Genomic DNA, 25,419 nt, shown 5'->3' with positions numbered 1-25,419 from the left:
CGCTGCGCGCTCGCCGGGCATGGCCCGGCGCTACCGTAAAAACGAAAAACCCCGGCGTTGGCCGGGGTTTCTCGTTGCGACAGACCTGACCGGTTCGATCAGAAATTCATGTCGAAGGCGACTTCGCCCTTCACGCCCACCTGGTAGGCCGAGGCGCGGCGTTCGAAGAAGTTGGTCAGTTCCTGCACGTCCTGCAGTTCCATGAAGCTCAGCGGGTTGCGCACGTTGTACTTGCGCTCCATGCCCAGGCGATGGAAATGGTTGTCGGCGCAGTGCTGCAGGTACTGGCGCATGTCACGGGTGGAAATGCCTGCCACGCCACCGGACAGCACGTCCTCGGCGAACTGCACTTCACACTCGATGGCTTCGGCCAGCATGTCGTAGACATCCTGCTTCATCTTGTCGTCGAACAGATCCGGCTCTTCCTCGCGGATCACGTCCACGCACTCGAAGGCGAATTCCATGTGCGCGCTTTCGTCGCGGAACACCCAGTTGGTGCCCGAGGCCAGGCCGTTGAGCAGGCCGCGCGAACGGAAGTAGTACACGTAGGCGAACGCGGCGAAGAAGAACAGGCCCTCGATGCACGCAGCGAAGCAGATCTGGTTGAGCAGGAACTGGCGGCGCTCTTCGCGGGTCTCGATGCGCTTCAGGTCCTGGATCGAGTCGATCCACTTGAAGCAGAAATCGGCCTTCTTCTTGATCGAGTCGATGTTCTCCACCGCAGCGAAGGCTTTGACGCGCTCGTCCGGATCCGGCAGGTAGTTGTCCAGCAGGGTCAGGTAGAACTGCACGTGCAGCGCTTCTTCATACAGCTGGCGCGACAGGTACATGCGCGCTTCGGGCGCGTTCAAGTGCTGGTACAGGTTCAGCACCAGGTTGTTGGACACGATCGAATCGCCGGTGGCGAAGAACGCGACCAGACGATGGATCAGGTGACGCTCGCCCGGCGACATCTTGCTGTGCAGGTCGCTGATGTCGATCTGGAAGTTGATCTCTTCCACCGTCCAGGTGTTCTTGATCGCGTTCCGGTACATGTCATAGAACTGCGGGTAGCGCATCGGGCGCAGGGTCAGTTCAAAACCGGGATCGAGCAGCATCTGCTTGGGCTTGTCGGCCATGGGTGTTTCCTTGAATTCCTGGGTGAGCGGCCAGGCATGGCCCGGCGCTACCGTGGGTGTCTCTCTGCAGACGAGCATGGCTCGGCTCTACAGGTATGAGGTGCCGGCGATCGCCGGCACGGCGCGTCTTACTGGCAGGCCTCGCAGGCTTCCGGGTTCTCCAGCGAGCAGGCGATGGCCTCTTCCGGGCTGAACACCTTCTCCGGGCCGGCGGTGGCCACGTGGCTGACGGTGGTCTTGGCGATCTTGGTGGCTGGACGCGAACGCAGGTAGTAGGTGGTCTTGATGCCCTGCTTCCAGGCGTACATGTACATGGACGACATCGCGCCGATGCTCGGGCTTTCCATGAACAGGTTGAGCGAGGCGGACTGGTCGATGAAGGCACCACGATCGGCGGCCATGTCGATCAGCGAACGCATCGGCAGCTCCCACGCGGTGCGATAGACGTGGCGCAGCGTTTCCGGAATCTGGGTGATGGCCTGGATCGAGCCGTCAGCCAACTTGATCGCATCGCGCATTTCCGGGGTCCAGTGGCCCAGCTTCTTCAGCTCGTTCACCAGGTAGCGGTTCACCTGCAGGAAGTCACCGGACAGGGTCTCGCGCTTGAACAGGTTGGACACCTGCGGTTCCACGCACTCGTAGCAGCCGGCGATGGAGGCGATGGTGGCGGTCGGGGCAATCGCGATCATCAGCGAGTTGCGCAGGCCGTGTTCCTTGATGCGCTCACGCAGGGCGTCCCAGCGTGCGGCATCTTCCGGTACCACGTTCCAGGCATCGAACTGCAGCTCGCCGCTGGCCGCACGGGTGTCGGCGAAGGACGGGTGCTTGCCGCGTTCCTGGGCCAGTTCCACCGAGGTTTCCAGCGCGTGGAAGTAGATGGTCTCGGCAATCTTCTTCGACAGCGCGCGGGCTTCGGCGCCATCGAACGGCAGGCGCTTGCGGAAGAACACGTCCTGCAGGCCCATGCAGCCCAGGCCGACCGGACGCCAGCGCAGGTTGCCGCGGCGTGCCGATTCGATCGGGTAGAAGTTCAGGTCGATCACGCGGTCCAGCTGGCGCACGGCCAGGCGCACGGTGTCGGCCAGCTTGTCGAAATCGAACTCGCCGTTGCCGTCGAAGTGGTTGCCCAGGTTGATCGAACCCAGGTTGCACACTGCGGTCTCTTCGGCCGAGGTGACTTCCAGGATCTCGGTGCACAGGTTGGACAGGTGGATCACGTTGCCGGCGCGCAGGGTCTGGTTGCTGGCGCGGTTGCACTTGTCCTTGAAGGTCATCCAGCCGTTGCCGGTCTCGGCCAGGGTGCGCATCATCCGCGAGTACAGCTTGCGTGCGGAGATGGTGCGGTTGGCCTTGCCCTGTGCTTCGGCCTGCAGGTAGGCAGCCTCGAAGGCTTCACCGAACAGGTCGGTGAACTCGGGCACCACGCGCGGATCGAACAGCGACCATTCCTGGTCCGACTCGACGCGCTTCATGAACAGGTCCGGGATCCAGTTGGCCAGGTTCAGGTTGTGCGCACGGCGCGATTCGTCGCCGGTGTTGTCACGCAGCTCGAGGAAGTCCTCGATGTCGGCGTGCCAGGTTTCCAGGTACACACAGGCCGCGCCCTTGCGCTTGCCACCCTGGTTCACCGCAGCCACCGACGAATCCATGGTCTTCAGCCACGGCACGATGCCGTTGGAATGGCCGTTGGTCGACTTGATCAGCGAGCCACGCGACCGCACGCGGGTGTAGCTGACGCCGATGCCGCCGGAGAACTTGGACAGCTGGGCGATGTCGCCGTACTTGGAGTAGATAGATTCCAGCGAATCCTGCGGCGAGTCCAGCAGGAAGCACGAGGACAGCTGCTCGTGGGTGGTGCCGGAGTTGAACAGGGTCGGGCTGGACGGCAGGTAGTCCAGGTTGCCCATGCGCTTGTACAGCGCCAGGGTTTCCGGCACGTCCTCGCTCAGCGCGCTGGCGATGCGCAGGAAGAACTGCTGCGGGGTCTCGATCACCTTGCGGGTGTGCGGGTGGCGCAGCAGGTAGCGGTCGTACAGGGTACGCAGGCCGAAGTAATCGAAGTTCAGGTCCAGCGAGATGTCGATGGCATCGTTGAGCTTGCGTGCGTTGGTCTGCACGAAGTTCAGCAGGCGGTCGTTGATCAGGCCCACTTCGTGGCCACGACCCACCGACTGCGAGAACGCGTGGATTTCCTGGTTGGACACTTCCTTGGCGATGAAGTTGGCCAGCAGGCGCGCGGCCAGGCGGCCGTACTCGGGCTCTTCGCCGATCAGCAGCGCCGCGGTGCGGATGGACAGTTCGTCCAGCTCCTGGGTGGTGGCGCCGTTGTACAGGCCGGAAATGGTGCGGGTGGCCACGCGCATCGGATCGACGGCGTGCAGGCCTTCAGAGGAACGCTGCACCGCGCGGACGATCTTGTTCAGATCCACCAGCTCGGTCGTGCCATTGCGCTTGGTCACACTCATCGCGTTGGACGTCGGCGGCGACGTCAACAGGAACTCGCTTTCCTTCTCGATGGTGGCGCTGGTCTCGGTGGTCACGGCGTGTGTCCTCTTGGCGTGATGGATGGTGGCTCGGTGCATCGGATGACGCGGCCCGGGACGTGACACCCCAGGGTGGCAGACCGGTGTCGCAGGAATTGAGACCCTGCGCCCGTGGCTGCTGCTGGCAGTGCTGACCGGTGCCGCTGCGGGCATGGAGGGCGTATCACCGGAGGGTCCGGCGATCCATTCCATGGACCCGGCGGCTTGGGGTCCCCACAACCGACAGCCACAAGATAGTGGGGGTAGTTGGGTCCGTCAACGCCAAATGTAGTGAAATTCGGCAATCCCTTGCGCCGCAAGGATCGTGCCATAGGCGCCCGGTTTGGACGCTTTGGACCTGCTGGATCGGGCTGCGCAGTCAAGCCCGAAAAGCGTCGTGGTGGCGGTAATCAGCACCCCACCAGCGGAACAATGACAGCTTCACATGACAGGGCCATGCAGGCGAGGGACAACTCTGTGGATAGGTGGTGGGCAGCCGGTGGACGGGCGGCACCGGGTAGTGCCGGCCGCTGGCCGGCAGCCCATGGGCCCGGTTGCATCGTGCAGATGCCGGCCAGTGGCCGGCACTCCCCCTGTTGTCACGCCCGGTGCGGAGTGCCCAGGTACTCGGCGCTCTGCATTTCGATCAGGCGCGAGGCCGTGCGCTCGAACGCACCCTGCAGGCGGGTACCGGTGTACAGCTCGACCGGCGAGGTGCTGGCGGTGCAGACCAGGTTGACGTGGCGGTCGTACAGCTCGTCGATCAGGTTGACGAAGCGGCGCGCGGCATCTTCGTTCAGCCGGTCGAAGGCCGGAATGCCGCCCAGCAGCACGGTGTTGAACTCGTGCGCGATCTCGATGTAATCCGACGTCCCACGCGGGCCTTCACACAGGGCGGCGAAGTCGAACCAGGCAATGCTCTTGCCACGCGCGCGCACCGGGATCTTGCGGCTCTCGATCTCGATGTTGCCCGTCTTGGCCGGATGGCCACCGCTCAGTTCGCCCCAGCGCGTGGCCAGCCAGGTGTCGCTGTCGGCGGCCAGCGGCGCGCGGTACACCGGCGAACGGGTCAGCGCGCGCATGCGGTAGTCCTCGGTGCCCTCGGCGTACAGCTCCACGCAGTAGCGCTGCAGCAGGCCGATGGCCGGCAGGAAGCTCTCGCGCTGCAGGCCGTTGAGGTACAGGTTCTCCACCGCCGTGTTGGAGGTGGTGACCAGGGTCACGCCCTCGGCGAACATCCGCTCCAGCAGGCGCGCCAACAGCATGGCATCACCGATGTCAGTGACGAAGAACTCGTCCAGCACCAGCACGCGCAGGTTGCTGCGCCATTCCTGGGCGATCTTCGCCAGCGGGTCGCTCTGGCCCTGGTGCTCGCGCAGGCGCTCGTGGACGCTGCGCATGAAACGATGGAAGTGGGTGCGGTACTTCTGCTTGATCGGCAGGCCGTCGTAGAACAGGTCCACCAGGAAGGTCTTGCCGCGGCCGACGCCGCCCCAGAAGTACAGGCCCTTGACCGGCTCGGGCTTCTTCCAGAACGAGGACAGGCGGTCCAGCCAGCCATCCTCGGCGCTGTCCACCAGGGCCAGGTGGATCCGGTCCAGCTCGGCCAGGGCCGCATGCTGGGCCGGGTCATTCTGCCAATCGCCGCGTTCCACCCCGGCCGCGTAGCGCTGCGTCGGGGTCAGTTCCACCTCGCTCATGCCGCCGTGCCCAGCCAATGCTTGACGCCGTGGGTGAGCGCGCCGCGCAGGTCGATCAGCTTGCGGTGGAAGAAGTGGCTGGTGTCCGGCATGCGTACCAGCTCATGCGGCGCATCGAGGGTGTCCAGCCACTGGTAGACCGCCTGTGGGTCGACGATTTCATCCTGCTCGCCCTGGATCACCAGCCAGCGCGCCGGCGGCGCGATGCCACCGAAGTCCCAACGGCCCGCCGGCGGCGCGATCGAGATCAGCGCTTCGGGCTGCAGCTCGGCAGCGGCCTTCAGCGAAACGAACGCGCCGAAGCTGAAGCCGGCCAGCCACAGGCGGTCGTCCGGGCGCTGCTGGCGGACCCAGGCGGTGACGGCCTTCAGGTCCTCCTGCTCGCCCACGCCATGGTCGAATTCACCGGCAGAACCACCGACGCTGCGGAAGTTGAAGCGCACCGTGGCGATGCCCAGTTCACGCAGGGTGGTGGCGGTCATGGTGACCACCTTGTTGTGCAGGGTGCCGCCTTCGGTGGACAGCGGATGGCAGATGACGGCCACGATCGGCTGCACCGGCACATCGGCCTTGGGCAGGTCGACGAGCACTTCCAGCGGGCCAACCGGGCCTTCCAGTGAGATGCAGGCGGTTTCGCCGGGGGCGACGGGGAACGAGGGCTTGTGCATGGCACCATGATAGCGTCCCCCGCCGCTGCCCTGTGCCCGCCCCATGCTCTACCTGTCCCTGGCCGTGATCTGCAGTGTGCTGGTTTCGGTGGTGTTGAAGCTCGCTGGCCGTCGCCAGCTGGATGTTGCGCAGATGGTGACCTGGAACTATCTGGTCGCCGCGACGATGACGGCGGTGGTGCTGCAGCCGCCGCTGGATGCCTTGCGCGCACCGCATGCACCGTGGGTATCACTGCTGGCGCTGGCGGTGGTGCTGCCCTCGATCTTCCTGGTGCTGGGCCGCGCGGTAGCGGTGGCCGGCATCGTCCGCAGTGATGTGGCGCAGCGGTTGTCGCTCCTGCTGTCGCTGGCGGCGGCGTTCCTGTTCTTCGGGCAGACTGCCACGCCGTGGAAGCTGGTCGGGCTGGGCCTGGGCCTGCTGGCGATGGTGGCCATCAGCCTGCGTCCACGCGGCCCGGCAGTGGCCGCTTCCGCCGGCGGCTGGGGCTGGTTGCTGGGCGTGTGGGCCGGCTTTGCGGTGGTGGACGTCCTGTTGAAGCAGGTGGCGCTGTCGGGCACGCCGTCGATGGCGGCGGTGCTGGCCAGTTTCAGCGTGGCCTTCGTACTGATGCTGGCGCTGCAGCTGTGGCGGCATTTCAGCGGGCGCAGCCGCCTGGCCTGGCGCAACGTCGGTGCCGGCGCGCTGCTGGGCCTGCTCAACGGCGGCAACATCCTGTTCTACGTGCATGCGCACCAGTCGATGCCGGACAGTCCGGCCACCGTGTTCGCCGGCATGAACATCGGCGTGGTGGTGCTGGGTGCGCTGGTGGGCGTGTTCGCCTTTGGCGAGGTGACCACGCGCTGGAACCGTGCCGGCCTGGCGCTGGCGGTGCTGGCGATTGGTTTGATCGCCTGGGGGTAAGTGATGCCCGGGGTCGGATCCCATTCCTGCGGAATGGGCTCTGACCCCGGCGAGGGCTTACTTGTCGAAGCCCAGCAGCAGCGGGTCGTGGTCGGAGCTGCGCCACGGGCCCTGCACGTTGCGGCCCTGGTAGCCGCTGGCGTCCTGCTCGTCGGCGTTGCTGTGCCACTCGGCAGCGCCACGCAGGCGCTTGGCCATCGTCGGGCTGAGCAGCGCGTGATCGAGGCGACCGGTATAGCCGTTGTAGACGTAGCTGTAGGGCTGTTCGACCTTGGCCACCTTGAAGGCATCCTGCCAGCCCAGGTCATGCAGGGTGCGGATCGGGTCTTCCATGGCGTAGGCGTTGAAGTCGCCCATCAGCACCACGTCCTTAACCTTCAGGCGCGCGGCTTCGGCCTGCGCCCAGGTGTTGAGCTGCCTGGCCGATTCCACGCGGGTGGCGTTCCAGCAGCCCTGACCGTCGTTGCGGTCGGCGTCGGCGCCACTGGCATCGCGGCAGCCCTTGGACTTGAAGTGGTTGGCGACCACCATGAACGGTGCGCCCTTGCCCTGGAACGCCTGCGCCAGCGGCGCACGGCTGTGCTCGGCGAAGGGACCGTCGAGCTTGGTCAGCGGCGTGCCGAGCGGCTTGAATTCGCCCCTGCGGTAGATGATGCCGACGCGGATCGGATTGCTGCCGGGGCCTTCACCGGCGTCGACGAACGCCCACTGTTTGTCGGCCGCGAGACCGATATTGAGTGCGTTTACCAGTTCGGCGATGGCCGACTGCGGGCCGTAGCCGTCGTTCTCCAGTTCCATCAGTGCGGCGATGTCAGCGCCAAGCGCGTTGACGGTGGCGACCAGCTTGCCGACCTGCGCCTTGTGCTCGTCCAGCGTGCGCGCACCGCGCAGGGTCGGGAACCCACCGCCCTGGCCGTCACCATTGAAGAAGTTCTCCAGGTTGAAGGCGGCGATATGCAGGCTGCCGGGCACGCTCGGCACGGCCGGCCGCTGCAGTTCCGGCAGCTTCAATGTGCCGTCGACCAGCAGGCTGGGGCGGCCCTGTGCATCCACGCGCACGGTGCCTTCCACGTTGCGCAGCTGCATGCCGGTACGCAGCACCGGGTTGCCCGGTAGATAGGCGACGCTGGCCGGGTCACGTGCATCGCTGCCGTCGTCCAGCACCAGGCGGCGGCGCTGGTTGTCGGCCATCACCTGTTCGATACCGGCGCTACCGGGCACGGCCACTTCGGTCGGCTGCCAGAGGCGGCCATCGAAGGCGACGGTGAGCTGGCCGAAACGTTCCAGGCCATCGGTGCCGGCCAGGGTGAGCGGCGCGGCGATGCGCACGTGCTGGCCCTCCAGTGCACGCCAGTCGGCCGGCGCGGCGGCCAGGGTGACGGTGGCCGGGCTGCGCGGCGCGGGCGCCGGGGTCGGCGCAACCTGCGGCTGGGCCTGGGCGAAAGCGGATGCCGGCAGCAGCAGGGACAGGGCAAGGGCGAGGGAACGGCGACGCATCGACAGACGACTCCACGGAAGAGGCGCACAGACTAACCCTGAAATGCGAAACCCCGCCTGCGCAGCGGGGTTTCGGCCTTGGTGGGCAAAGGGAGTGCCGGCCACCTGAGCGGGCACGCGTATCCGTAGTAGATCCACGCCATGCGTGGATGCGGCCGCGCGCTACTTCAGATTGCCCAGCATCCAGTCCACGGTGGCGTGGATCTGCTCTTCGGTGAGCGCCGGGTTGCCGCCCTTGGGCGGCATGATGCCGCCGTCGGGGCCGGTATAGCCCTCGATGGCGTGCTTGTAGAGGGTGTCCTTGCCCTGCGCCAGGCGCTTGTCCCAGTGCGAGTGGTCCAGCGTCGGCGCCATGCCCACGCCGGTGGTATGGCAGGCGGTGCACAGGTTGTCGAAGATCACCTTGCCGTCCTTGGTACCGCCGTAGGCCACCTGCGAGGCGGCCTTGGCCAGCGCGGCGGCATGCGCTGCAGCCTGCGCGGCCGCGCCGGTGCTGCCGGCGTACACCGCACCGGTGGGCGAAATGCGCTGTTCGGTGCGTTTGGCGGCGGTAGGCGACACCTCGGGCGGAATCCGGGTGTGGATGAACGCGGCCAGCAGGATCAGACCGAGGGTGATGGCCATCAACAGCGCGATCACCATGGAGAAGCGTTTCAGGAACTCCAGATCGTAATTCCGCACTCTTCGTTACCCCTGGCTGATAGTCGTTGGACCACGGCTGAGCGACTGCGTGATGGGCCGAGTATAGAACGCACGCCGCGCCCGACAACAGGCATCAGGGCTGGTGCGGCGCAGCATGCGGCCGTGGCCGCATGCGGGTAGCGCCGGGCCGCGCCCGGCGAGCGCGAAGCGCGGCAGAAGCCGCCCGGCACCCGCAACAGTGGCATCACCCTGCGCCAACAGCCCGCAGGCAGAAACTGCAGATGGCCTCGACCAGTGCGTCCTCGTCGCGATGCGCTTCGCGGCTGGGCGCGGTCGGGCCGACCATCGCTTCGGTGAAGGCACCCACCAGGCAGGCGGCGGCAGCGTGCGCGTCCTGTGCCGGCAGTTCACCGGCCGCCACGCCCTCTTCCACCAGGCGCAGGAACACGTCGCCGAAGGCACGGCGGCCGCGCATGCGCTCGGCTTCCACGTCCGGATCCACCGGCTCGACGATGAAGGCATGGGCCAGACCCGGGCCGGCCAGGGCACGGCGGACGAAGGCGGTGATGGCCTGGCGCAGGCGCACGCTGGCCGGCTCCGGCGCACTGGCGATGCGCTCCATGATCGCCACCTCATGGGCCACGGCAGCGTTGAGCACTTCCACGAACAGCTCGGCTTTGGACGGGAAGTGGCGGTAGATCAGGCCGGTGGAGACCCCGGCCTGGGTGGCCACGGCGGTTACCGGCGCGTTGCGCCAGCCGCCGGTGGCGACCAGTTCGCGGGTGGCCAGCAGGATCCGTTCACGGGCCCCGGCCAGGCGTTCTTCCATCAATGCTGAGCGTTTGTAGGCCATGTTCTGAGTCTGGTTTCAATTTTTGAATTTGTATTCACTTCTTACCCGAACCCCGCTACGCTGGGGTCCAATCGCCCGCGCGGGCCGCTGCTGTGAACAGCCGCCCGCTTCCCTTTCCGGGTGCGTCCATTCCCCACCTTCCCTCGTGGAGCCATCGCAATGCACGTGCCATCCCTGAACTTCGACCTCGGCGAAGATATCGACCTGCTGCGCCAGAGCGTGGCCCATTTTGCCGCTGCCGAGATCGCGCCGCTCGCGGCCGAGGCCGATGCGACCAACCAGTTCCCGTTGGCACTATGGCCCAAGTTGGGCGAACAGGGCCTGCTGGGTCTGACCGTGGAAGAAGAATACGGCGGCACCGGCATGGGCTACCTGGCCCACGTGGTGGCGATGGAAGAAATCTCCCGCGCCTCCGGCGGCATCGCCCTGTCCTACGGCGCGCATTCGAACCTGTGCGTGAACCAGCTGCGCAAGAACGGCACCGAGGCGCAGAAGCAGCGCTTCCTGCCGGACCTGTGCAGCGGCGCCAAGGTCGGCGCGCTGGCGATGAGCGAACCGGGTGCGGGTTCGGACGTGGTATCGATGAAGCTGCGCGCGGACAAGCGCGGCGACCGCTACGTGCTCAACGGCAACAAGATGTGGATCACCAACGGCCCCGACGCCGACGTGCTGGTGGTGTACGCCAAGACCGATGTCGAGGCCGGTGCCAAGGGCATCACCGCCTTCCTGGTCGAGAAGGGCATGAAGGGTTTCTCCACCGCGCAGAAGCTGGACAAGCTGGGCATGCGCTCCTCGCCCACCTGCGAACTGGTGTTCCAGGACTGCGAGATTCCCGAAGAGAACGTGCTGGGTACGGTTGGTGGTGGCGTGCGCGTGCTGATGTCCGGCCTGGACTACGAGCGCGTGGTGCTGTCCGGCGGCCCACTGGGCCTGATGGCCGCCGCGATGGACGTGGTGATGCCGTACGTGCACGAACGCCACCAGTTCGGTGAGCCGATCGGCAGCTTCCAGCTGATCCAGGCCAAGATCGCCGACATGTACGTAGGCCTGGGTGCCTGCCGCGCCTATGTGTATGCCGTGGCGCGCGCCTGCGACCAGGGCCGTACCACCCGCCAGGATGCAGCCGGCGCGATCCTGTACGCCGCCGAGAAGGCGACCTGGCTGACCGGCCAGGCGATCCAGATCCTCGGCGGCAACGGCTACATCAACGAGTACCCGACCGGCCGCTTGTGGCGCGACGCCAAGCTGTATGAAATCGGCGCCGGCACGTCGGAGATCCGCCGCATGCTGATCGGCCGCGAACTGTTCCAGCGCACCCTGTAAGGCACCCCATGAGCATCCTAGGCAGCCAGCTGCAACCGGGCAGCGAAATGTTTGAAAGCAACCGCGCGGCAATGCAGGCCGTAGTCGACGACCTGCACGCCACTCTCGCCCGCACCGCACTTGGCGGCAGCGAAGCGGCGCGCGCCAAGCACACCGCACGCGGCAAGCTGCTGGTGCGCGACCGCATCGATGCACTGCTCGACCCGGGCAGTGCGTTCCTGGAAATCGCGCCGCTGGCCGCGCACGGCATGTACGACGATGCCGTGCCCGCTGCTGGCGTGGTCGCCGGCATCGGCCGCGTGAGTGGCGTGGAGTGCGTGATCGTGGCCAACGATGCCACGGTCAAGGGCGGCACCTATTACCCGGTGACGGTGAAGAAGCATCTGCGCGCGCAGGAGATCGCCGAGCAGAACCACCTGCCGTGCATCTACCTGGTCGATTCCGGCGGCGCCTTCCTGCCGCTGCAGGATGAGGTGTTCCCCGACCGCGACCATTTCGGCCGCATCTTCTACAACCAGGCCAATCTCTCCGCGCAGGGCATTCCGCAGATCGCCTGCGTGATGGGCAGCTGCACCGCCGGTGGCGCCTATGTGCCGGCGATGAGCGACGAGACGGTGATCGTGCGCGAGCAGGGCACGATCTTCCTCGGCGGCCCGCCGCTGGTGAAGGCGGCCACCGGCGAAGTGGTGACGGCCGAAGAACTGGGCGGTGCCGATGTGCACACGCGCATTTCCGGCGTGGCCGACCACATGGCCGACAACGACCTGCAGGCGTTGGCACGGGTGCGCGCGATCATCGCCCAGCTCAACTGGCGCAAGCCCGAAGCCGCGATGGCGCTGCAGCCGGTGGAAGAACCGCTGCTGCCCGCGCACGAACTGTACGGGGTTATCCCGGCCGATACGCGCAAGCCCTACGATGTGCGCGAAGTGATCGCGCGACTGGTCGACGGCTCGCGCTTTGACGAGTTCAAGCCGCGCTATGGCGCAACGCTGGTCACCGGCTTCGCCCATCTGCACGGCTATCCGATCGGCATCATCGCCAACAACGGCATCCTGTTCTCCGAGTCCGCACTGAAGGGCGCGCACTTCATCGAGCTGTGCACCCAGCGCAACATCCCGCTGGTGTTCCTGCAGAACATCACCGGCTTCATGGTCGGCCGCAAGTACGAGCAGGGCGGCATCGCCAAGGACGGCGCCAAGCTGGTGATGGCGGTGGCCTGCGCCAAGGTACCCAAGTTCACCGTGGTGATCGGCGGCTCGTTCGGTGCCGGCAACTACGGCATGTGCGGCCGCGCGTACTCGCCCAACTTCCTGTGGATGTGGCCGAACGCACGCATCGGCGTGATGGGCGGCGAACAGGCGGCCAGCGTGCTGGCCACGGTCAAGCGTGATGGCATCGAAGCCAAGGGCGGGCAGTGGCCGGGCGGGGAAGAGGAGGCGTTCAAGGCACCGATCCGCGACCAGTTCGAACAGCAGGGCCACCCGTATTACGCCAGTGCGCGCCTATGGGACGACGGTGTGATCGATCCGGTCGATACCCGCCGGGTATTGGCCCTGGCCCTGTCGGCCAGCCTCAACGCTCCCCCGCAGCAGACGCGCTTCGGCGTGTTCCGCATGTGACCTGTGCCATGACCGAGTCTGTTGCCATGTTCAGCAAAGTCCTGATCGCCAACCGCGGCGAGATCGCCTGCCGCGTCATCGCCACCTGCCGTCGCCTCGGCATCGCCACCGTGGCGGTGTATTCCGATGCGGACCGCAATGCACGCCATGTGCGCCTGGCCGACGAGGCCATCCACATCGGCCCGGCCGCTGCGCGCGAGAGCTACCTGCGCAGCGATGCCATCCTCGATGCCGCACGCCGCAGCGGCGCGCAGGCCATCCATCCCGGCTACGGCTTCCTGTCCGAGAACGCCGATTTCGCCGACGCCTGCGTCGCGGCGGGGATCACCTTCATCGGTCCGCCCGCCAGTGCGATCCGCGCGATGGGCGACAAGAGCGCGGCCAAGGCCCTGATGGCCAAGGCTGGCGTGCCGCTGACGCCGGGCTACCACGGCGACCAGCAGGCGCCGGAGTTCCTGCGCACCCAGGCCGATGGCATCGGCTACCCGGTGCTGATCAAAGCCAGCGCCGGCGGCGGCGGCAAGGGCATGCGCAAGGTCGAGCGCAGCGAGGACTTCGTCGATGCGCTGGCCAGCTGCCAGCGCGAGGCAGCCTCGGCGTTCGGCAACGACCACGTGCTGGTCGAGAAGTATGTCGAGCGCCCGCGCCATATCGAGATCCAGGTATTCGGCGGTGGCCATGGCGAGGCGGTGTATCTGTTCGAGCGCGACTGCTCGGTGCAGCGCCGCCACCAGAAGGTGCTGGAAGAAGCACCGGCCCCGGGCATGAGCGCCGACCGGCGCGCAGCGATGGGCAAGGCCGCCGTCGATGCCGCGCGCGCGGTGGGCTACGTTGGTGCGGGCACGGTGGAGTTCATCGCCGGCCCGGACGGCGATTTCTACTTCATGGAAATGAACACCCGCCTGCAGGTCGAACATCCGGTCACCGAGTTCATCACCGGTACCGACCTGGTGGAATGGCAGCTGCGCGTTGCAGCCGGCCAGCCGCTGCCCAAGCGCCAGGACGAACTGACCATCCACGGCCATGCGCTCGAAGCGCGCTTGTACGCCGAAGATGCCGACCGTGGCTTCCTGCCGTCCACCGGCACCCTGCGCCGCCTGCGCCTGCCGACTCCGTCGGCGAACGTGCGGGTGGACACCGGTGTGGAGGAAGGCGACAGCATCACCCCGTACTACGACCCGATGATTGCCAAGCTGATCGTCTGGGACGTGGACCGCGACGCCGCGCTGCGGCGCATGAGCCAGGCCCTGGCCGACTGCCAGGTGGTGGGCGTGACCACCAATGCCGGCTTCCTGCGCCGCCTGCTGCACACCGATTCGTTCGCCAACGCAAAGCTGGATACCGCACTGATCGAGCGTGAGCAGGCCGCACTGGCGGCGACCGGTGACGGTGAGCAGGCGCTGTGGGAACTGGCAGCGATCGCCGCGGTAGCAAGCACACCGGCCGCTGCCGCCGATGTGCGCGACCCGCATTCGCCGTGGCAGGCACAGGATGGCTGGCGGCTGGGCGCGCCTGCCGCACGCGTGGTGCCGCTGCAGCAGGGAGAGCGGGCGCACACGCTGAAGGTGTGGGCCACGGCCGATGGCTGGCGCGTGCAGTGCGATGACGCCGCGCCGAAGCAGGTCGTCGGCCATGCCGATGGCCACACCCTGTCGGTGCAGCTGGACGCGCGTCGCTGGCGGTTGCAGCTGCAGCGCGATGGCGACCAGCTGTACCTGTTCGGCAGCGATGGCCAGCACCGCTTCACCCTGCACGACCCGGTGGGCGAATCGGAACAGGCCAGCGCCGACGCCGGCAGCCTGCTGGCACCGATGCCCGGCAGGATCGTGGCAACGCTGGTGGCGGCAGGCAGGCAGGTGAAGCGCGGCACGCCGCTGGTGGTGCTGGAAGCGATGAAGATGGAACACACCCTGCAGGCACCGGCCGATGGCACGGTGAAGGGTTATCGCGCCAAAGCCGGTGACCAGGTGGGAGATGGTGCAGTGCTGGTGGATTTCGAAGCGGCGTGATGGAGGGTGAGCCGGGCGCTGCCCGGCTCACAAATCGTTGGGCGTCTTGCGCCTGCGGACCACAGACTGCCTTGCACGGCGTTGCTTCGCGGACAACCTGCAAGGCGCCGGCGTCGCGGCACCATGCAGTGCGTTGATCATTTCAGCACGTCGCCGCCAGCTGATAGTCTTCGTTTGCCGCTCTGCGGCGCATCCATCACTTCGGCTATCACAGGAGTCACCATGTACCGAAAGCCCCCGCTGTCCGCCGACAACGCCGTACGCCTGCTCGATCTGCTGTGCGACGATGACGCGTTCCGCAACGAATTCTCCGTTGATCCCAGTGCAGCGTTGGTTCGACATGGCCTGCAGCCGATGGCGGGTGGCAGCCCCTGTGCAATCCATGGCGTGCTGGCCAGCAAGGAGGAGTTTTCCGCCGTCCGTTCCCAGCTGGTGGCATCGCTGATCTGCAGTGGCCCCTTCAAAGTCCCCTTCATGTTCGAGTCGGAGCAACTGGGATTGGTCCTGGCTCCTGAGGCCATGAAACAGGTGGCCTGACGGCGCATCAGACGACGAGCCGAACGCGCCTGGCCACTACGGCAGGCGCTGGTGTCTCAGCGGCCTAGCTGCGCCAGACCTGCTGCAGCGGGTCGAATTCACTGGTGACCTGGACGGCCGCGCGCCACCCCAGGCCACATATCATCACCGGGCTGGCGTCGATGCCATCCAGCCCCAGCGCCTTCTCCACGTTGATTTCGTTGATCGCCGCAGTCACGTACGCGGCCAGCCCAAGTTCGGTGGCTGACAGCATCCACTGTTGCGAAAGGTGCCCCGCATCAAGCAGCACGGCCCTGTAGGCCTTTGGATGGCTGCGGTATTTCCAGAAGCTGCGTGGGAAGCGTGCCACCTGGATGATGTGCAGCGGAGCATCGGCGAACCAGTCCTGCCCGGAAACAAAACCCAGCACCATGCTGCGCAGGTCATCGGTGGCGACGGCGACCGGTCGCAACGCGTGTTCCATCGGATGGTAGTGATAGACGCCTGGTGCAAGACCGTCGACAGCCAGGGCGACCACATAGGTTTCCAACGGATGCAGGCCGCCGCCGGAAGGAATGTTCTTCTTCAGGAACTCCATGCCGTCCCCCGGCCGCAGAGCAGCGTGTGCCTGCACGGTCCGCTTGAGCACCTGCGCCACCAACGGAAGCGCCAGCGCACGCTGCGCATCGAAGTTGCGGCAGGTTGCACGCTTTCGCAGCAGCTGGTCACGCGCATCGTCAGGCGTATCGGGTAACACCAAGGGATCGGTATCGGGCGCGTCCACTGCGACGGGCGGTGCACCGAACCTGGCATGCAGATCCTGCGCCGTGACCAGCTTGTGTTCACGCATCTCACGCGCGCTGTTGATATCTCCCCAGCGACCCATCCGGTGCTGCAGCGCCGACAGAGGCCACCAGTTGGCGTCGCGCACGCGCTGGTCGCGGTCCCGATGAGCCGCCTCGCCAGGCTGCTGACAGATCACCAGACCAACCTCCAGCAGCCGTGCCAGCAAGGCGCCTTCGATGCCGACCTGTGCAGGCTCCACCCAGCGATCCGACGCGATGCGGCCCAGCACGTCGATTTCCTCGATGCTCACCTCCACGGGTGCCTCCAGGTGGGCAGCAAGGGCCTGCCAATGCATGCGCGTCGCCAGGCCCGCCTGGCCCTGCAGCAACAGGGAGAGGTCCAGCGAGACTTCGCTACGGGGTTCGAACATCACGATCGCGCAACGTCGGATCTGCATCATGGGGCTTCCACCAGTTGAACCCATAGTATGCGGGTTGCCCACACCCGCCGCGGTACTGCGACCGTGTTCGTGTGCAATGCACACGTCGCCCTAAATGCCGGGCGCTGGTGGCCGATACCGTAGGTTCAACTCTGGATGATCGACATGGCTACCGACCCCCGCCTTTCCGCTGAAGACGCCGGCGTACTGCTGGACAACCTCATCAACGATGCCGCGTTCCGCGAACGCTTCGCCGAATCACCGGCTCAGGCCCTCTCCAGCATCGGCCTGGACGCCGCCCTGGGTGAGAAGGACTGCATGAAGATCGACTCGCTCGCCTCGGTGGAAGAACTCACCCGCGTTCGTGACGGCCTGCAGAAGCACCTGGCCAGCTCGCTGACCGCGATGAATGTGGTGTTCTGCTTCGAAGCCGGCAAAGTCGACGAGCGCATCGGCGGCTGATTACTGCCTCAGGGCGCGCCGACCGCTTTGGACGGTGCGGCCCAGGTCGATACATCGTGCACGTTCAGCGGCTGCCAGACCTGCATCGCCGTGACCTCAGCAATGGCCTGACCACGGTGACGGGCCAGCCATTCCTGCTCGCGGCGCACGCCGGCGTCATCGCGCTGCGCACGTAACGCATGCAGCAGCACCACGTGTGCCTGCACCGGTTCGCTGCCATCCAGCATCGGCTCGATCAGCGCGCGTGCGGCATCAGGCCGTTGTCCCTGCAGTTCGCCCATCGCTGCAACCACGCGCATCCATTTACCGACCATCGGGCTGCGCTGGGCGCGCAGCAGCGCCTCGTTGGCATGCAGCCAGCCTTCGGCGACATCGGTCTGTCCCTGCCGCTGGGCCAGATAGACAAGGGCCAGCCACTGCAGGCTGCGGGCCTGCTGCATGGGATCGTCGCGATCTTCCAGCAGCGGCTGCAGCTGCGCTGCGATGGCCTGCAGCTCGGCTTTGTCACTCGCCGCGCACAACGTGGTCACACTGGCGTGCTGCAATCGCTGCTGCACCTGCATGTCCGCAAGCTCAGGTGCCGGCGCATCCTCGCGCACGGCCGCCTGCATCGACGCGCAATCACCCTGGTCAGCGGCCAGCAGCAGCTGTGCACGCAGCCGCATACGCTGCGCCAGCGCATCACCGGTGCGCAGCTTCACTACCAGCTGTCCGGCCTGCACATAACGGCGCTGCGCCACCAACACATCGACCCCGGTGTCATCGGGATCATCGCGGCCGCGCAGCCCTTGTGCCTGCACCAGCGTTTCGGCGGCGAGCTGTGGTTGGTTGTGCGCGATCTGGATGCGTGCCAGCTGCACCATCGGATACAGCCTCAGCGGATCCTGTGGTACGGACGCCGCATGGGCGTAGGATTCGGCTTCGCTGAAACGATTGTCTTGCAGCAGCAGCCAGGTCGTGTTGGACAACCCGGCGAAGGAATCGGGATAGACCTTGGCCAAGGTCCGCCATTGTTCAAGGGCCCAGCCACCCGGCTCCAGCTCCGCCTGCCAGGCCTTCAGGTACAGGCGCTCGCGCGGTGGCAGGCGTTCCTGCTGGGCGAGCGCGTGCTGCATCGCCTCGCGGGCCTGCCGCCCTTCTTCGGTGCGGGCCAGCAGCTTGGCCACGCCCATGTAGGCCAGGGCAAAACCAGGATCGATGTCGATCGCCGCCTGGTAGAGATTGCGTGCTTCCTCGAAGCGGCGCTGGCCCAGGGCATTCTCGGCCAGGGCATAGGCGCGCAGGGCGCGCAGATCGCGGGTGGAAGCCTTCGGCAGCGGCAGGGACTGTTCCAGGCTGGCCACCGATTCGCCAAGACCGCGGCGCAGACGACCGACGACATCGTCCACCGCGAACATCATCTGGTCAGGGCCGTCGGCGGCGACGGTGAAGCTGCGCACCACCTGCCCGCTGCCGGGCGCCACCACATCGATTCCCAGCTGATAGCCCCCTGCCTTGGGGCGTACGGTCGGCAGCAGGACCGCTCGTGCACCTTCGCGCATGGCCACATCGATGGCTGCACCGCGGTTCAAGCGGGTATCGCCGGACAAGCGCGCCATTTCCAGGCTTTCGCGGATCTTGCCTTCGGACAGCACATTCACGTAGCGGGACTGTTCCAGCGCGATCAGTATCGCGTGGCGTGTCGATTCATCGAACACCGGCTCGCCGGTGAAATTCTCAAGGTCGGCCAGCACCACCCAATCGCGTTCTGAGAATGCGATAGCCGGCTCCGGGCGCAACAGAAACCAACCACCCACCACGACAGACGCCAGGATCAGGCTCTCCGCCAGCAACACCACCGGCTGCCGCCACAACGGCAGATCACGCCGCGCCTTGGCGTTGCCGCGTGGCAGTCGCAGCGGAGCAAAGCCGATCTCGCCAACCTCAATCACTTCCTGGACGGTCGGCATGCCCTTGAACCGCCAACGCCCGTGCGACTTCCACAGCAGGCGTTCGCCACGCTCGCCCAAGGCATCGGTGGCGCGTCGGGTCAGTGACTCGGCAACCGCGGACATCAGGATCTGGCCAGGACGCGCCAGCGTCATCAGGCGCGCGGCCATCGGCTTGGCCAGGCCTTCGACTTCCATCGACTTTGCGCCGACCTTGACCGCCTCGGGACTGTTTTCCCAGGTCAGCACATCACCCACATGCAGGCCCGCCCGTGCACGCAGTTCAACTCCACGCTGTTCGCCCAGCGCCTGCAGGTCGCGCTGGTAATCCAACGCAAAACCGAGCGCGTCCACCGGGCGTTCGAACAGCAGGAACAGACCGTCGGAACGGTCGATCAACTGCCCGTTCCAGCGATGCTGCAGCACCAGCACCAGACGGTCGTGTTCCTGGAAGAGGGTGGCCGCGGCGGCGTCGCCGATACGCTCCACCAGCTGCAGCGAATCGCACAGGTCGGTGAACAGCAGCGCCCGCAGCTGGGCGTTATGCGGGGCCGACGTTCCGTTGTCGCCATTCATCGCCAGGGTCTCCGCTCAGTGTCCATCCGGACCATCGGTCCACCGCAGGCAGTTGCCGCCTGCGCGCTTGGCTTGGTACAGCGCACGATCGGCGCGAGCGTACCACTCGCTCCAGTCCGCGTCAGGGGCCAGCAGGCTGGCACCGATGCTGGCCAGGCTGACGTGCGGGGTGCCATGGCTGCGTTCGAGCAGGCCGTGCACCGCACTCTGGATGAACTCGGCGGCGTGCTGCACGATCTCGACATTGGCCCGGCGCAGGATCAGGCAGAACTCGTCGCCGCCCAGGCGGCAGGCCAGGTCGTGCTCGCCGGCCATCGAGCGCAGGATGTTGCCCATACTCTGCAGCACCCGGTCGCCGGCCTGGTGGCCGTGGCGGTCGTTGATCTGCTTGAAGCGGTCACAGTCGATCAGCAGCAGGGCCTGTGGCGGCCCTTCTTCCTGCGTTCGGCATTCCTGCAGGTACAGGGCCAGGCCGCGGCGGTTGTGCAGGCCGGTCAGTTCGTCGGTGCGCACCAGTTCGCGGGTATGGGTGAGCTGGTGGGTGGTGATGTACAGGTTGTCCAGGGCGGCTTCCAGGTCATGGTTGCGCCGCCGCAGCTGGCTGATCAAGGCCTGCTCGTTGGTCAGCACGCGCAGGATCGTGCGCCGCAGGAAGTAGGCCACCAGGCCCGGGTCGGACTCGACCAGGCGATGGAAATCAGCCGGCCCCAGTTCCAGCACGTGGCAGTCGGCCATCACCCGCGCGCTGGCGCTTCGGAGATGGTCGCCCATCAACAGGCCGAGCTCACCGAAGAACTCATGCCGGCCAAGCGTCTTCAGCACCAGGTCCTCGCCGAAATCCAGCTCGATCAGGCCTTCGAGGATGATGTACATGCACTCGCCGCGGTGGCCGCGATGGAACAGCCACTGGCCCGTCTGCAACCTGCGGGGCTGGGCGAACCGGGCGAACAGGGCAACCTCTTCTTCGGAAAGCAGCGCGTGCACGATCTCGGCCATCGCCACTTTGGCGATACCGGTTGTCGTGTCCATGTTCTCGGCCGCACCCCTGCCGGTCATTCCCTGCACCCGCCGCCAGCGTCCCCTGGTGAGCCGCGGAGCATATCAGTGAATCAAACTGTGCGCCGCTTCTCATTTTTGTGAAGACGCAGCGCTCCGCCTCATCCACAGGGAAACGCCCCATTCACGCGTATTGGCGGCAGAAGGAAAGCAAGCCATTTCAATATCTTGGCGTGGCCGGCGCCGATTGTCGCAGCGGCCACAGATACAACGACGCCGGCAGATCCCCCGATCTGCCGGCGTCGTCTGGCCCTTCCCTGGCCACCCTGATCGGATCCGCAGGCCCGGTAGAGCCGGCCGCTGGCCGGCTGCCACGCAGGGCCCGGAGCATCGTGTGGTTGCCGGCCAGCGGCCGGCCCTACCGGATCACGCGGCGCGTTCGCTGCGCCCGCCGTGGAACTGCTCTTCCTCGGTCGAGCCGGTCAGCGCGGTGGTCGAGGACTGCCCCTGCTGGATCGCCTGGGTCACCGCATCGAAGTAGCCGGTGCCGACCTCGCGCTGGTGCTTGACCGCGGTGAAGCCGCGCTCGGCCGCTTCGAACTCGGCTTCCTGCAGTTCCACGAAGGCGCTCATCTGCCGGCGTGCGTAGCCATGGGCCAGGTTGAACATGCCGTAGTTCAGCGCGTGGAAACCGGCCAGGGTGATGAACTGGAACTTGTAGCCGTAGCTGCCCAGCTCCTTCTGGAACTTTGCGATGGTGGCGTCGTCCAGGTTCTTCTTCCAGTTGAAGCTGGGCGAGCAGTTGTAGGCCAGCAGCTTGCCCGGGAACTTCGCATGGATCGCCTCGGCGAACTTGCGCGCGAATTCCAGGTCCGGCTTGCCGGTCTCGCACCACACCAGGTCGGCATACGGTGCATAGGCCAGGCCACGGCTGATGGCCTGGTCCAGGCCGTTGCGGGTCTTGTAGAAGCCCTCCACGGTGCGCTCGCCGGTGGCAAACGGCGTGTCGTTGCCATCGATGTCGCTGGTCAGCAGATCAGCGGCCTCGGCGTCGGTACGCGCCACCAGCAGGGTCGGCACACCCAGCACGTCGGCGGCCAGGCGCGCGGCGTTGAGCTTCTCGATCGCCTCGCGGGTCGGCACCAGCACCTTGCCACCCATGTGGCCGCACTTCTTCACCGAGGCCAGCTGGTCTTCGAAGTGCACGCCGGCAGCACCGGCTTCGATCATCGCCTTCATCAGCTCGAAGGCGTTGAGCACGCCGCCGAAGCCGGCTTCGGCGTCGGCCACGATCGGCTGCAGGAAGTCGATGTCATCCTTGCCTTCGGCATGGTGCAGCTGGTCGGCACGCAGCAGCGTGTTGTTGATGCGCTTGACCACTGCTGGCACCGAATCGGCCGGGTACAACGACTGGTCCGGGTACATCTGCCCGGCCAGGTTGGCATCAGCGGCCACCTGCCAACCGGACAGGTAGATCGCCTTCAGCCCGGCCTTCACCTGCTGCATGGCCTGGTTGCCGGTCAGCGCGCCGAGCGCGTTGACGAAGTCGCGCTCATGCAGCGATTTCCACAGCTTTTCCGCACCCAGCCGGGCCAGCGAATGCTCGATATGGACGGTGCCGCGCAGGCGCACCACGTCGGCGGCGCTGTAGTTGCGCTGGATGCCTTCCCAGCGCGGATTGGTGTCCCAGTCGTGCTGGATCTGTTCGGCAGTGGGCAGCGTGCTCATGTCTATCTCCAGTTCGGTTCGTGCGGATGCAGCGGGGAAGGAAACGGCAGGGAAGCGGCATGCAGCGATCAGTCGATGCGCGCGTACGCCGGCAGGGTCAGGAAGTCGGTCAGTTCATTGCTGCGGCTCAGCTCGGCCAGCAGGGTGATGGCTTCTTCGATGCGGCCGCCACCGGGCAGCGCCGAGGTATCGCCAAGGCGCGCGAGCAGCTGCGCCAGGGTGGTATCAAGCAGTGCCAGATCAATCGCGGTGCCGTCGTCCAGCTGCTGGCCCGGCGTGTGCAGCCACTGCCACAGCTGGCTGCGGCTGATCTCGGCGGTCGCTGCGTCCTCCATCAGGTGGTGGATCGGCACGCAGCCGTTGCCGTCCAGCCACGCGGCCAGGTAGCGCACGCAGACTTCGACATTGCCTTCGAAGCCAGCGCGGGTGATCGTGCCCGGCGGACGCGCGATCAGTTCATCGCGGCCCACGCGCACATCCTGGCGCAGCACGTGGTGCTGGTTGGGCGTGGGCATGTGTTCGTCGAAGATCGCCATCGCCACCGGAATCAGCGCCGGGTGCGCGACCCACGTGCCATCGTGGCCGGCGGTCACTTCGCGCAGCTTGTCGGCACGCACCCGCGCCATCGCCTGCTCGTTGGCGGCCGCATCGTTGTTGATCGGAATCTGCGCGGCCATGCCACCCATCGCATATGCGCCGCGGCGATGGCAGGTCTGGATCAGCAGTTCCGAATACGCCTTCAGGAACGGCTGGGTCATGGTCACCTGGCCGCGCTCGGGCAGCACGCGGTCAGCGTGGCGGCGGAAGGTCTTCAGGTACGAGAAGATGTAATCCCAGCGCCCGCAGTTGAGGCCGACGATGCGATCGCGCAGGGCGTGCAGGATCTCGTCCATCTCGAACACCGCCGGCAGCGTTTCGATCAGCACGGTCACCTTGATCTGCCCGTGCGGCAGGCCGAGCATGCCCTCGATGTGCGACAGCGCGATCTCCCACAGCGCCGCCTCTTCCATGCTCTGCAGCTTGGGCAGGTAGAAGTACGGGCCACGGTCCCTGGACTGCAGCGCGCGCGCATTGTGGAAGGCAAACACCGCCGCATCGAACAGGCCGCCGGCGAGGAACTGGCCATCCACGCGCACATGCTTTTCGTCCAGGTGCCAGCCGCGCGGACGCACGATCAGCACCGCCTGCTCGTCGTAGGGGCGCAGCGCGTAGTGCTTGCCCGCCTTCCCGTTGGATGCCGGCGCGGTGTACTGCAGGTCGCCGCGCACTGCGGCAGCCAACGACTGCTGGCCAGCCAGCAGGTTGCGCCAGGTCGGCGAGGTCGAATCCTCGAAGTCGGCCATGAACACCTTGGCGCCGGAGTTCAGCGCGTTGATGACCATCTTCGGGTCGGTCGGCCCGGTGATCTCGACGCGGCGGTCCTGCAGCGCGACCGGCAGCGGCGCCACGGTCCAGTCACCGGCACGGATGTTGGCGGTGTCCTCGCGGAAGTCCGGCAGGCCGCCCTGGTCGAAGAACGCTTGGCGCTCGCGGCGGGCCTGCAACCGCGCCTGCCGGCCGGGTTCCACCGCCCGGTGCAGGGACACCAGCAGGGCCAGCAACGGCGCCGGCAGCACGGTGGCCTGGCCCGCCACCCGGGTCGCCAGGGCGATGCCCGGCGTGGCCTTGGCAGCGGTGGAGGGAACAGCGGAAGCGACGGCGGACATGGGAGGACTCCAGCGTGGGGGAACGACTCCACCGTGCGGCCGCAGCCCCGTATTTGGCAAAACAGTTTTTGCAATGCTTTACATAATTTGTGCTAATACTTGTGACGCCATGACCACGCGCACCTCGCCAAGTCCTCGTTTTTCCTACAAATCCGATCGGCTGAAGCCGCTGCGCGCGTTCTGCCAGACCGTGCGTCTGGGCTCGGTCTCACGGGCGGCTGAGGCGCTCTTCGTCAGCCAACCGGCCATCAGCCTGCAGTTGCAGGCGCTGGAGCGTGAGTTGGGGGTGCCCCTGTTCGAGCGTAGCGGCCGGCGCCTGGTGCCCAGCCGCGAGGGCCAGCTGCTGTATGAAATGGCGCAGCCGCTGGTGGAAAGCCTGGACGGCCTGGAAGCGCGCTTCCGCGACAAGGTGCGCGGGCTGGACGCGGGCGAGCTGAACATCGCCGCCAACAGCTCGACCATCCTGTACCTGCTGCCGAAGATCGTCGAGCGCTTCCGCCAGCATTACCCCGATGTGCGCCTGACCCTGCACAACGCCATCAGCGCCGACGGCACCGACCTGCTGCGCGAGGATGCCGCCGATCTGGCGATCGGCTCGATGACCGATGTGCCGGCCGACCTCAGCTACGCCCCGGCCTACCGTTTCGAACAGGTGCTGATTGCCCCGCATGACCATCCACTGGCCAGCGGTGGCGAGCTGGAACTGGCCGACATCGCCCGTTACCCGCTGGTGCTGCCGCCGAAGCGGCAGATCACTTACCGGCTGGTCGACCAGGTGTTCCAGCGCCACCGCATCGCCTACACCGTTGCGCTGGAAGTGGGTGGCTGGGAGGTGATCAAGCAGTACGTGGCGATGGGCATGGGCATTTCCATCGTGCCGGCGCTGTGCCTGAACGATGCCGACCACGAGCGGTTGGCCGCACGCTCGATGAAGCGTTGGTTCCCCGAGCGCAGTTACGGGGTGATCGTGCGCCGCGGCAAGGCGCTGTCGGCGCAGGCACGGGCGTTTGTCGAGCTGATCCAGCCGGAGCTGTTCAGTCCGCGCGATTACGACCAGAGCGGACATTCGGAGCGGTGAGGGTTTGCCGGCAGGGCTGCGCCCTGCACCTGCCGAGGCCAGGGCAACGGCAACAGCATGCATTCCGTGGATGGCGGGGCGGTGTGGGTGGGCAGGACACGCCGTAAGCCCTTCCATGGGGCTCGATGGCGCCATCCATGGCGCCAACGGTCCTGCCCACCCACACCGCCCCGCCTCTGACAGATTCCCGCGAACTGTCGGGGTCGGATCCCGTTGCTGCGCAACGGGCTCTGACCCCTGCCTCGTTCTGTGCTGCTGTTGGTGGGTGTCGACCTTGGTCGACACGGTAGATCCACGCCATGCGTGGATGGGGACACGTGGGCTCGGGCTGGATAGACTGCACGCATGTCCA

19 protein-coding genes are annotated in these 25,419 nt (G+C 66.5%); 7 read left to right on the top strand and 12 right to left on the bottom strand.

Translation table 11 applies throughout. The annotated features are described in order from the left end of the window. Positions 1–98 precede the first annotated feature (98 nt). From WKB25_RS12085 to WKB25_RS12070, 4 genes are all read right to left on the bottom strand, one after another. Positions 99–1,118, bottom strand: coding sequence for a ribonucleotide-diphosphate reductase subunit beta (locus tag WKB25_RS12085; RefSeq protein WP_025875781.1), 1,020 nt, complete (start codon positions 1,116–1,118; stop codon positions 99–101). A gap of 128 nt (positions 1,119–1,246) precedes the next feature. Further along, a complete protein-coding gene (locus WKB25_RS12080) occupies positions 1,247–3,658 on the bottom strand; it encodes a ribonucleoside-diphosphate reductase subunit alpha (RefSeq protein ID WP_100461879.1) in 2,412 nt (803 codons plus the stop codon). Positions 3,659–4,239: 581 nt separating this feature from the next. Next, positions 4,240–5,340, bottom strand: a complete 1,101-nt coding sequence (zapE, locus tag WKB25_RS12075; RefSeq protein ID WP_340570916.1) for a cell division protein ZapE — start codon at positions 5,338–5,340, stop codon at positions 4,240–4,242. Next, entirely contained in the window at positions 5,337–6,008 is a 672-nt protein-coding gene (locus tag WKB25_RS12070) for a CocE/NonD family hydrolase (RefSeq protein WP_340570914.1), read from the bottom strand. The genes zapE and WKB25_RS12070 overlap by 4 nt, the downstream gene beginning before the upstream one ends. Positions 6,009–6,051: 43 nt before the next feature. Between WKB25_RS12070 and WKB25_RS12065 the strand changes: the two genes are divergently transcribed. Continuing rightward, on the top strand, positions 6,052–6,909 hold the full coding sequence (locus tag WKB25_RS12065) for an EamA/RhaT family transporter (protein ID WP_340570912.1): 858 nt from the start codon (positions 6,052–6,054) through the stop codon (positions 6,907–6,909). 57 nt (positions 6,910–6,966) lie between these two features. On the opposite strand, the gene WKB25_RS12060 is transcribed toward WKB25_RS12065, so the two are convergent. From WKB25_RS12060 to WKB25_RS12050, 3 genes are all read right to left on the bottom strand, one after another. Then, on the bottom strand, positions 6,967–8,406 hold the full coding sequence (locus tag WKB25_RS12060; RefSeq protein WP_340570910.1) for an ExeM/NucH family extracellular endonuclease: 1,440 nt from the start codon (positions 8,404–8,406) through the stop codon (positions 6,967–6,969). Positions 8,407–8,568: 162 nt separating this feature from the next. Further along, on the bottom strand, positions 8,569–9,087 hold the full coding sequence (locus WKB25_RS12055) for a c-type cytochrome (RefSeq protein WP_088100772.1): 519 nt from the start codon (positions 9,085–9,087) through the stop codon (positions 8,569–8,571). A gap of 205 nt (positions 9,088–9,292) precedes the next feature. Next, positions 9,293–9,901 carry a TetR/AcrR family transcriptional regulator gene (locus WKB25_RS12050; protein WP_089241525.1) on the bottom strand — a complete coding sequence of 203 codons (609 nt, stop codon included), beginning with the start codon at positions 9,899–9,901 and terminating at the stop codon, positions 9,293–9,295. Between the two features lie 159 nt (positions 9,902–10,060). Between WKB25_RS12050 and WKB25_RS12045 the strand changes: the two genes are divergently transcribed. The 4 genes from WKB25_RS12045 (at position 10,061) to WKB25_RS12030 (ending at position 15,389) form a co-directional block, all read left to right on the top strand. Then, complete coding sequence (locus WKB25_RS12045; protein ID WP_340570908.1) at positions 10,061–11,224, top strand: isovaleryl-CoA dehydrogenase; 1,164 nt, start codon at positions 10,061–10,063, stop codon at positions 11,222–11,224. An 8-nt stretch (positions 11,225–11,232) separates the two neighbouring features. Then, positions 11,233–12,843 (top strand): carboxyl transferase domain-containing protein, encoded by a 1,611-nt coding sequence (locus WKB25_RS12040; protein WP_340570906.1) that lies wholly within the window; start codon positions 11,233–11,235, stop codon positions 12,841–12,843. Positions 12,844–12,869: 26 nt separating this feature from the next. After that, positions 12,870–14,852, top strand: a complete 1,983-nt coding sequence (locus WKB25_RS12035) for an acetyl/propionyl/methylcrotonyl-CoA carboxylase subunit alpha (protein WP_340570904.1) — start codon at positions 12,870–12,872, stop codon at positions 14,850–14,852. Positions 14,853–15,074: 222 nt separating this feature from the next. Beyond that, the gene (locus WKB25_RS12030) at positions 15,075–15,389 is read left to right on the top strand and encodes an NHLP-related RiPP peptide (RefSeq protein ID WP_049465413.1); all 315 of its coding nucleotides are present in this window, start codon (positions 15,075–15,077) and stop codon (positions 15,387–15,389) included. Between the two features lie 64 nt (positions 15,390–15,453). Here WKB25_RS12030 and WKB25_RS12025 read toward each other — a convergent pair whose 3' ends face one another. After that, on the bottom strand, positions 15,454–16,611 hold the full coding sequence (locus WKB25_RS12025; RefSeq protein ID WP_340570900.1) for a putative peptide maturation dehydrogenase: 1,158 nt from the start codon (positions 16,609–16,611) through the stop codon (positions 15,454–15,456). A 147-nt stretch (positions 16,612–16,758) separates the two neighbouring features. Here WKB25_RS12025 and WKB25_RS12020 point away from each other — a divergent pair, with 147 nt between their 5' ends. Beyond that, on the top strand, positions 16,759–17,055 hold the full coding sequence (locus WKB25_RS12020; protein WP_099819686.1) for an NHLP-related RiPP peptide: 297 nt from the start codon (positions 16,759–16,761) through the stop codon (positions 17,053–17,055). A gap of 8 nt (positions 17,056–17,063) precedes the next feature. Here the strand turns inward: WKB25_RS12020 and WKB25_RS12015 are convergent, their stop codons facing one another. From WKB25_RS12015 to aceB, 4 genes are all read right to left on the bottom strand, one after another. Further along, positions 17,064–19,559, bottom strand: coding sequence for a putative peptide modification system cyclase (locus tag WKB25_RS12015; RefSeq protein WP_340570899.1), 2,496 nt, complete (start codon positions 19,557–19,559; stop codon positions 17,064–17,066). A gap of 15 nt (positions 19,560–19,574) precedes the next feature. Beyond that, entirely contained in the window at positions 19,575–20,615 is a 1,041-nt protein-coding gene (locus WKB25_RS12010) for a GGDEF domain-containing protein (protein ID WP_340570897.1), read from the bottom strand. Between the two features lie 366 nt (positions 20,616–20,981). Next, a complete protein-coding gene (aceA, locus tag WKB25_RS12005; protein ID WP_108266746.1) occupies positions 20,982–22,283 on the bottom strand; it encodes an isocitrate lyase in 1,302 nt (433 codons plus the stop codon). Between the two features lie 68 nt (positions 22,284–22,351). Then, a complete protein-coding gene (gene aceB, locus WKB25_RS12000; protein WP_340570895.1) occupies positions 22,352–23,989 on the bottom strand; it encodes a malate synthase A in 1,638 nt (545 codons plus the stop codon). 109 nt (positions 23,990–24,098) lie between these two features. Between aceB and WKB25_RS11995 the strand changes: the two genes are divergently transcribed. After that, complete coding sequence (locus WKB25_RS11995) at positions 24,099–25,067, top strand: LysR family transcriptional regulator (RefSeq protein ID WP_099819576.1); 969 nt, start codon at positions 24,099–24,101, stop codon at positions 25,065–25,067. Positions 25,068–25,419 lie beyond the last annotated feature (352 nt).

It is taken from the genome of Stenotrophomonas sp. G106K1 (genome assembly GCF_037969685.1).
GTDB lineage: Bacteria > Pseudomonadota > Gammaproteobacteria > Xanthomonadales > Xanthomonadaceae > Stenotrophomonas > Stenotrophomonas lactitubi.
Note: the sequence above shows the minus strand (reverse complement) of the source record. Positions and strands in the feature narration are given on the sequence as shown.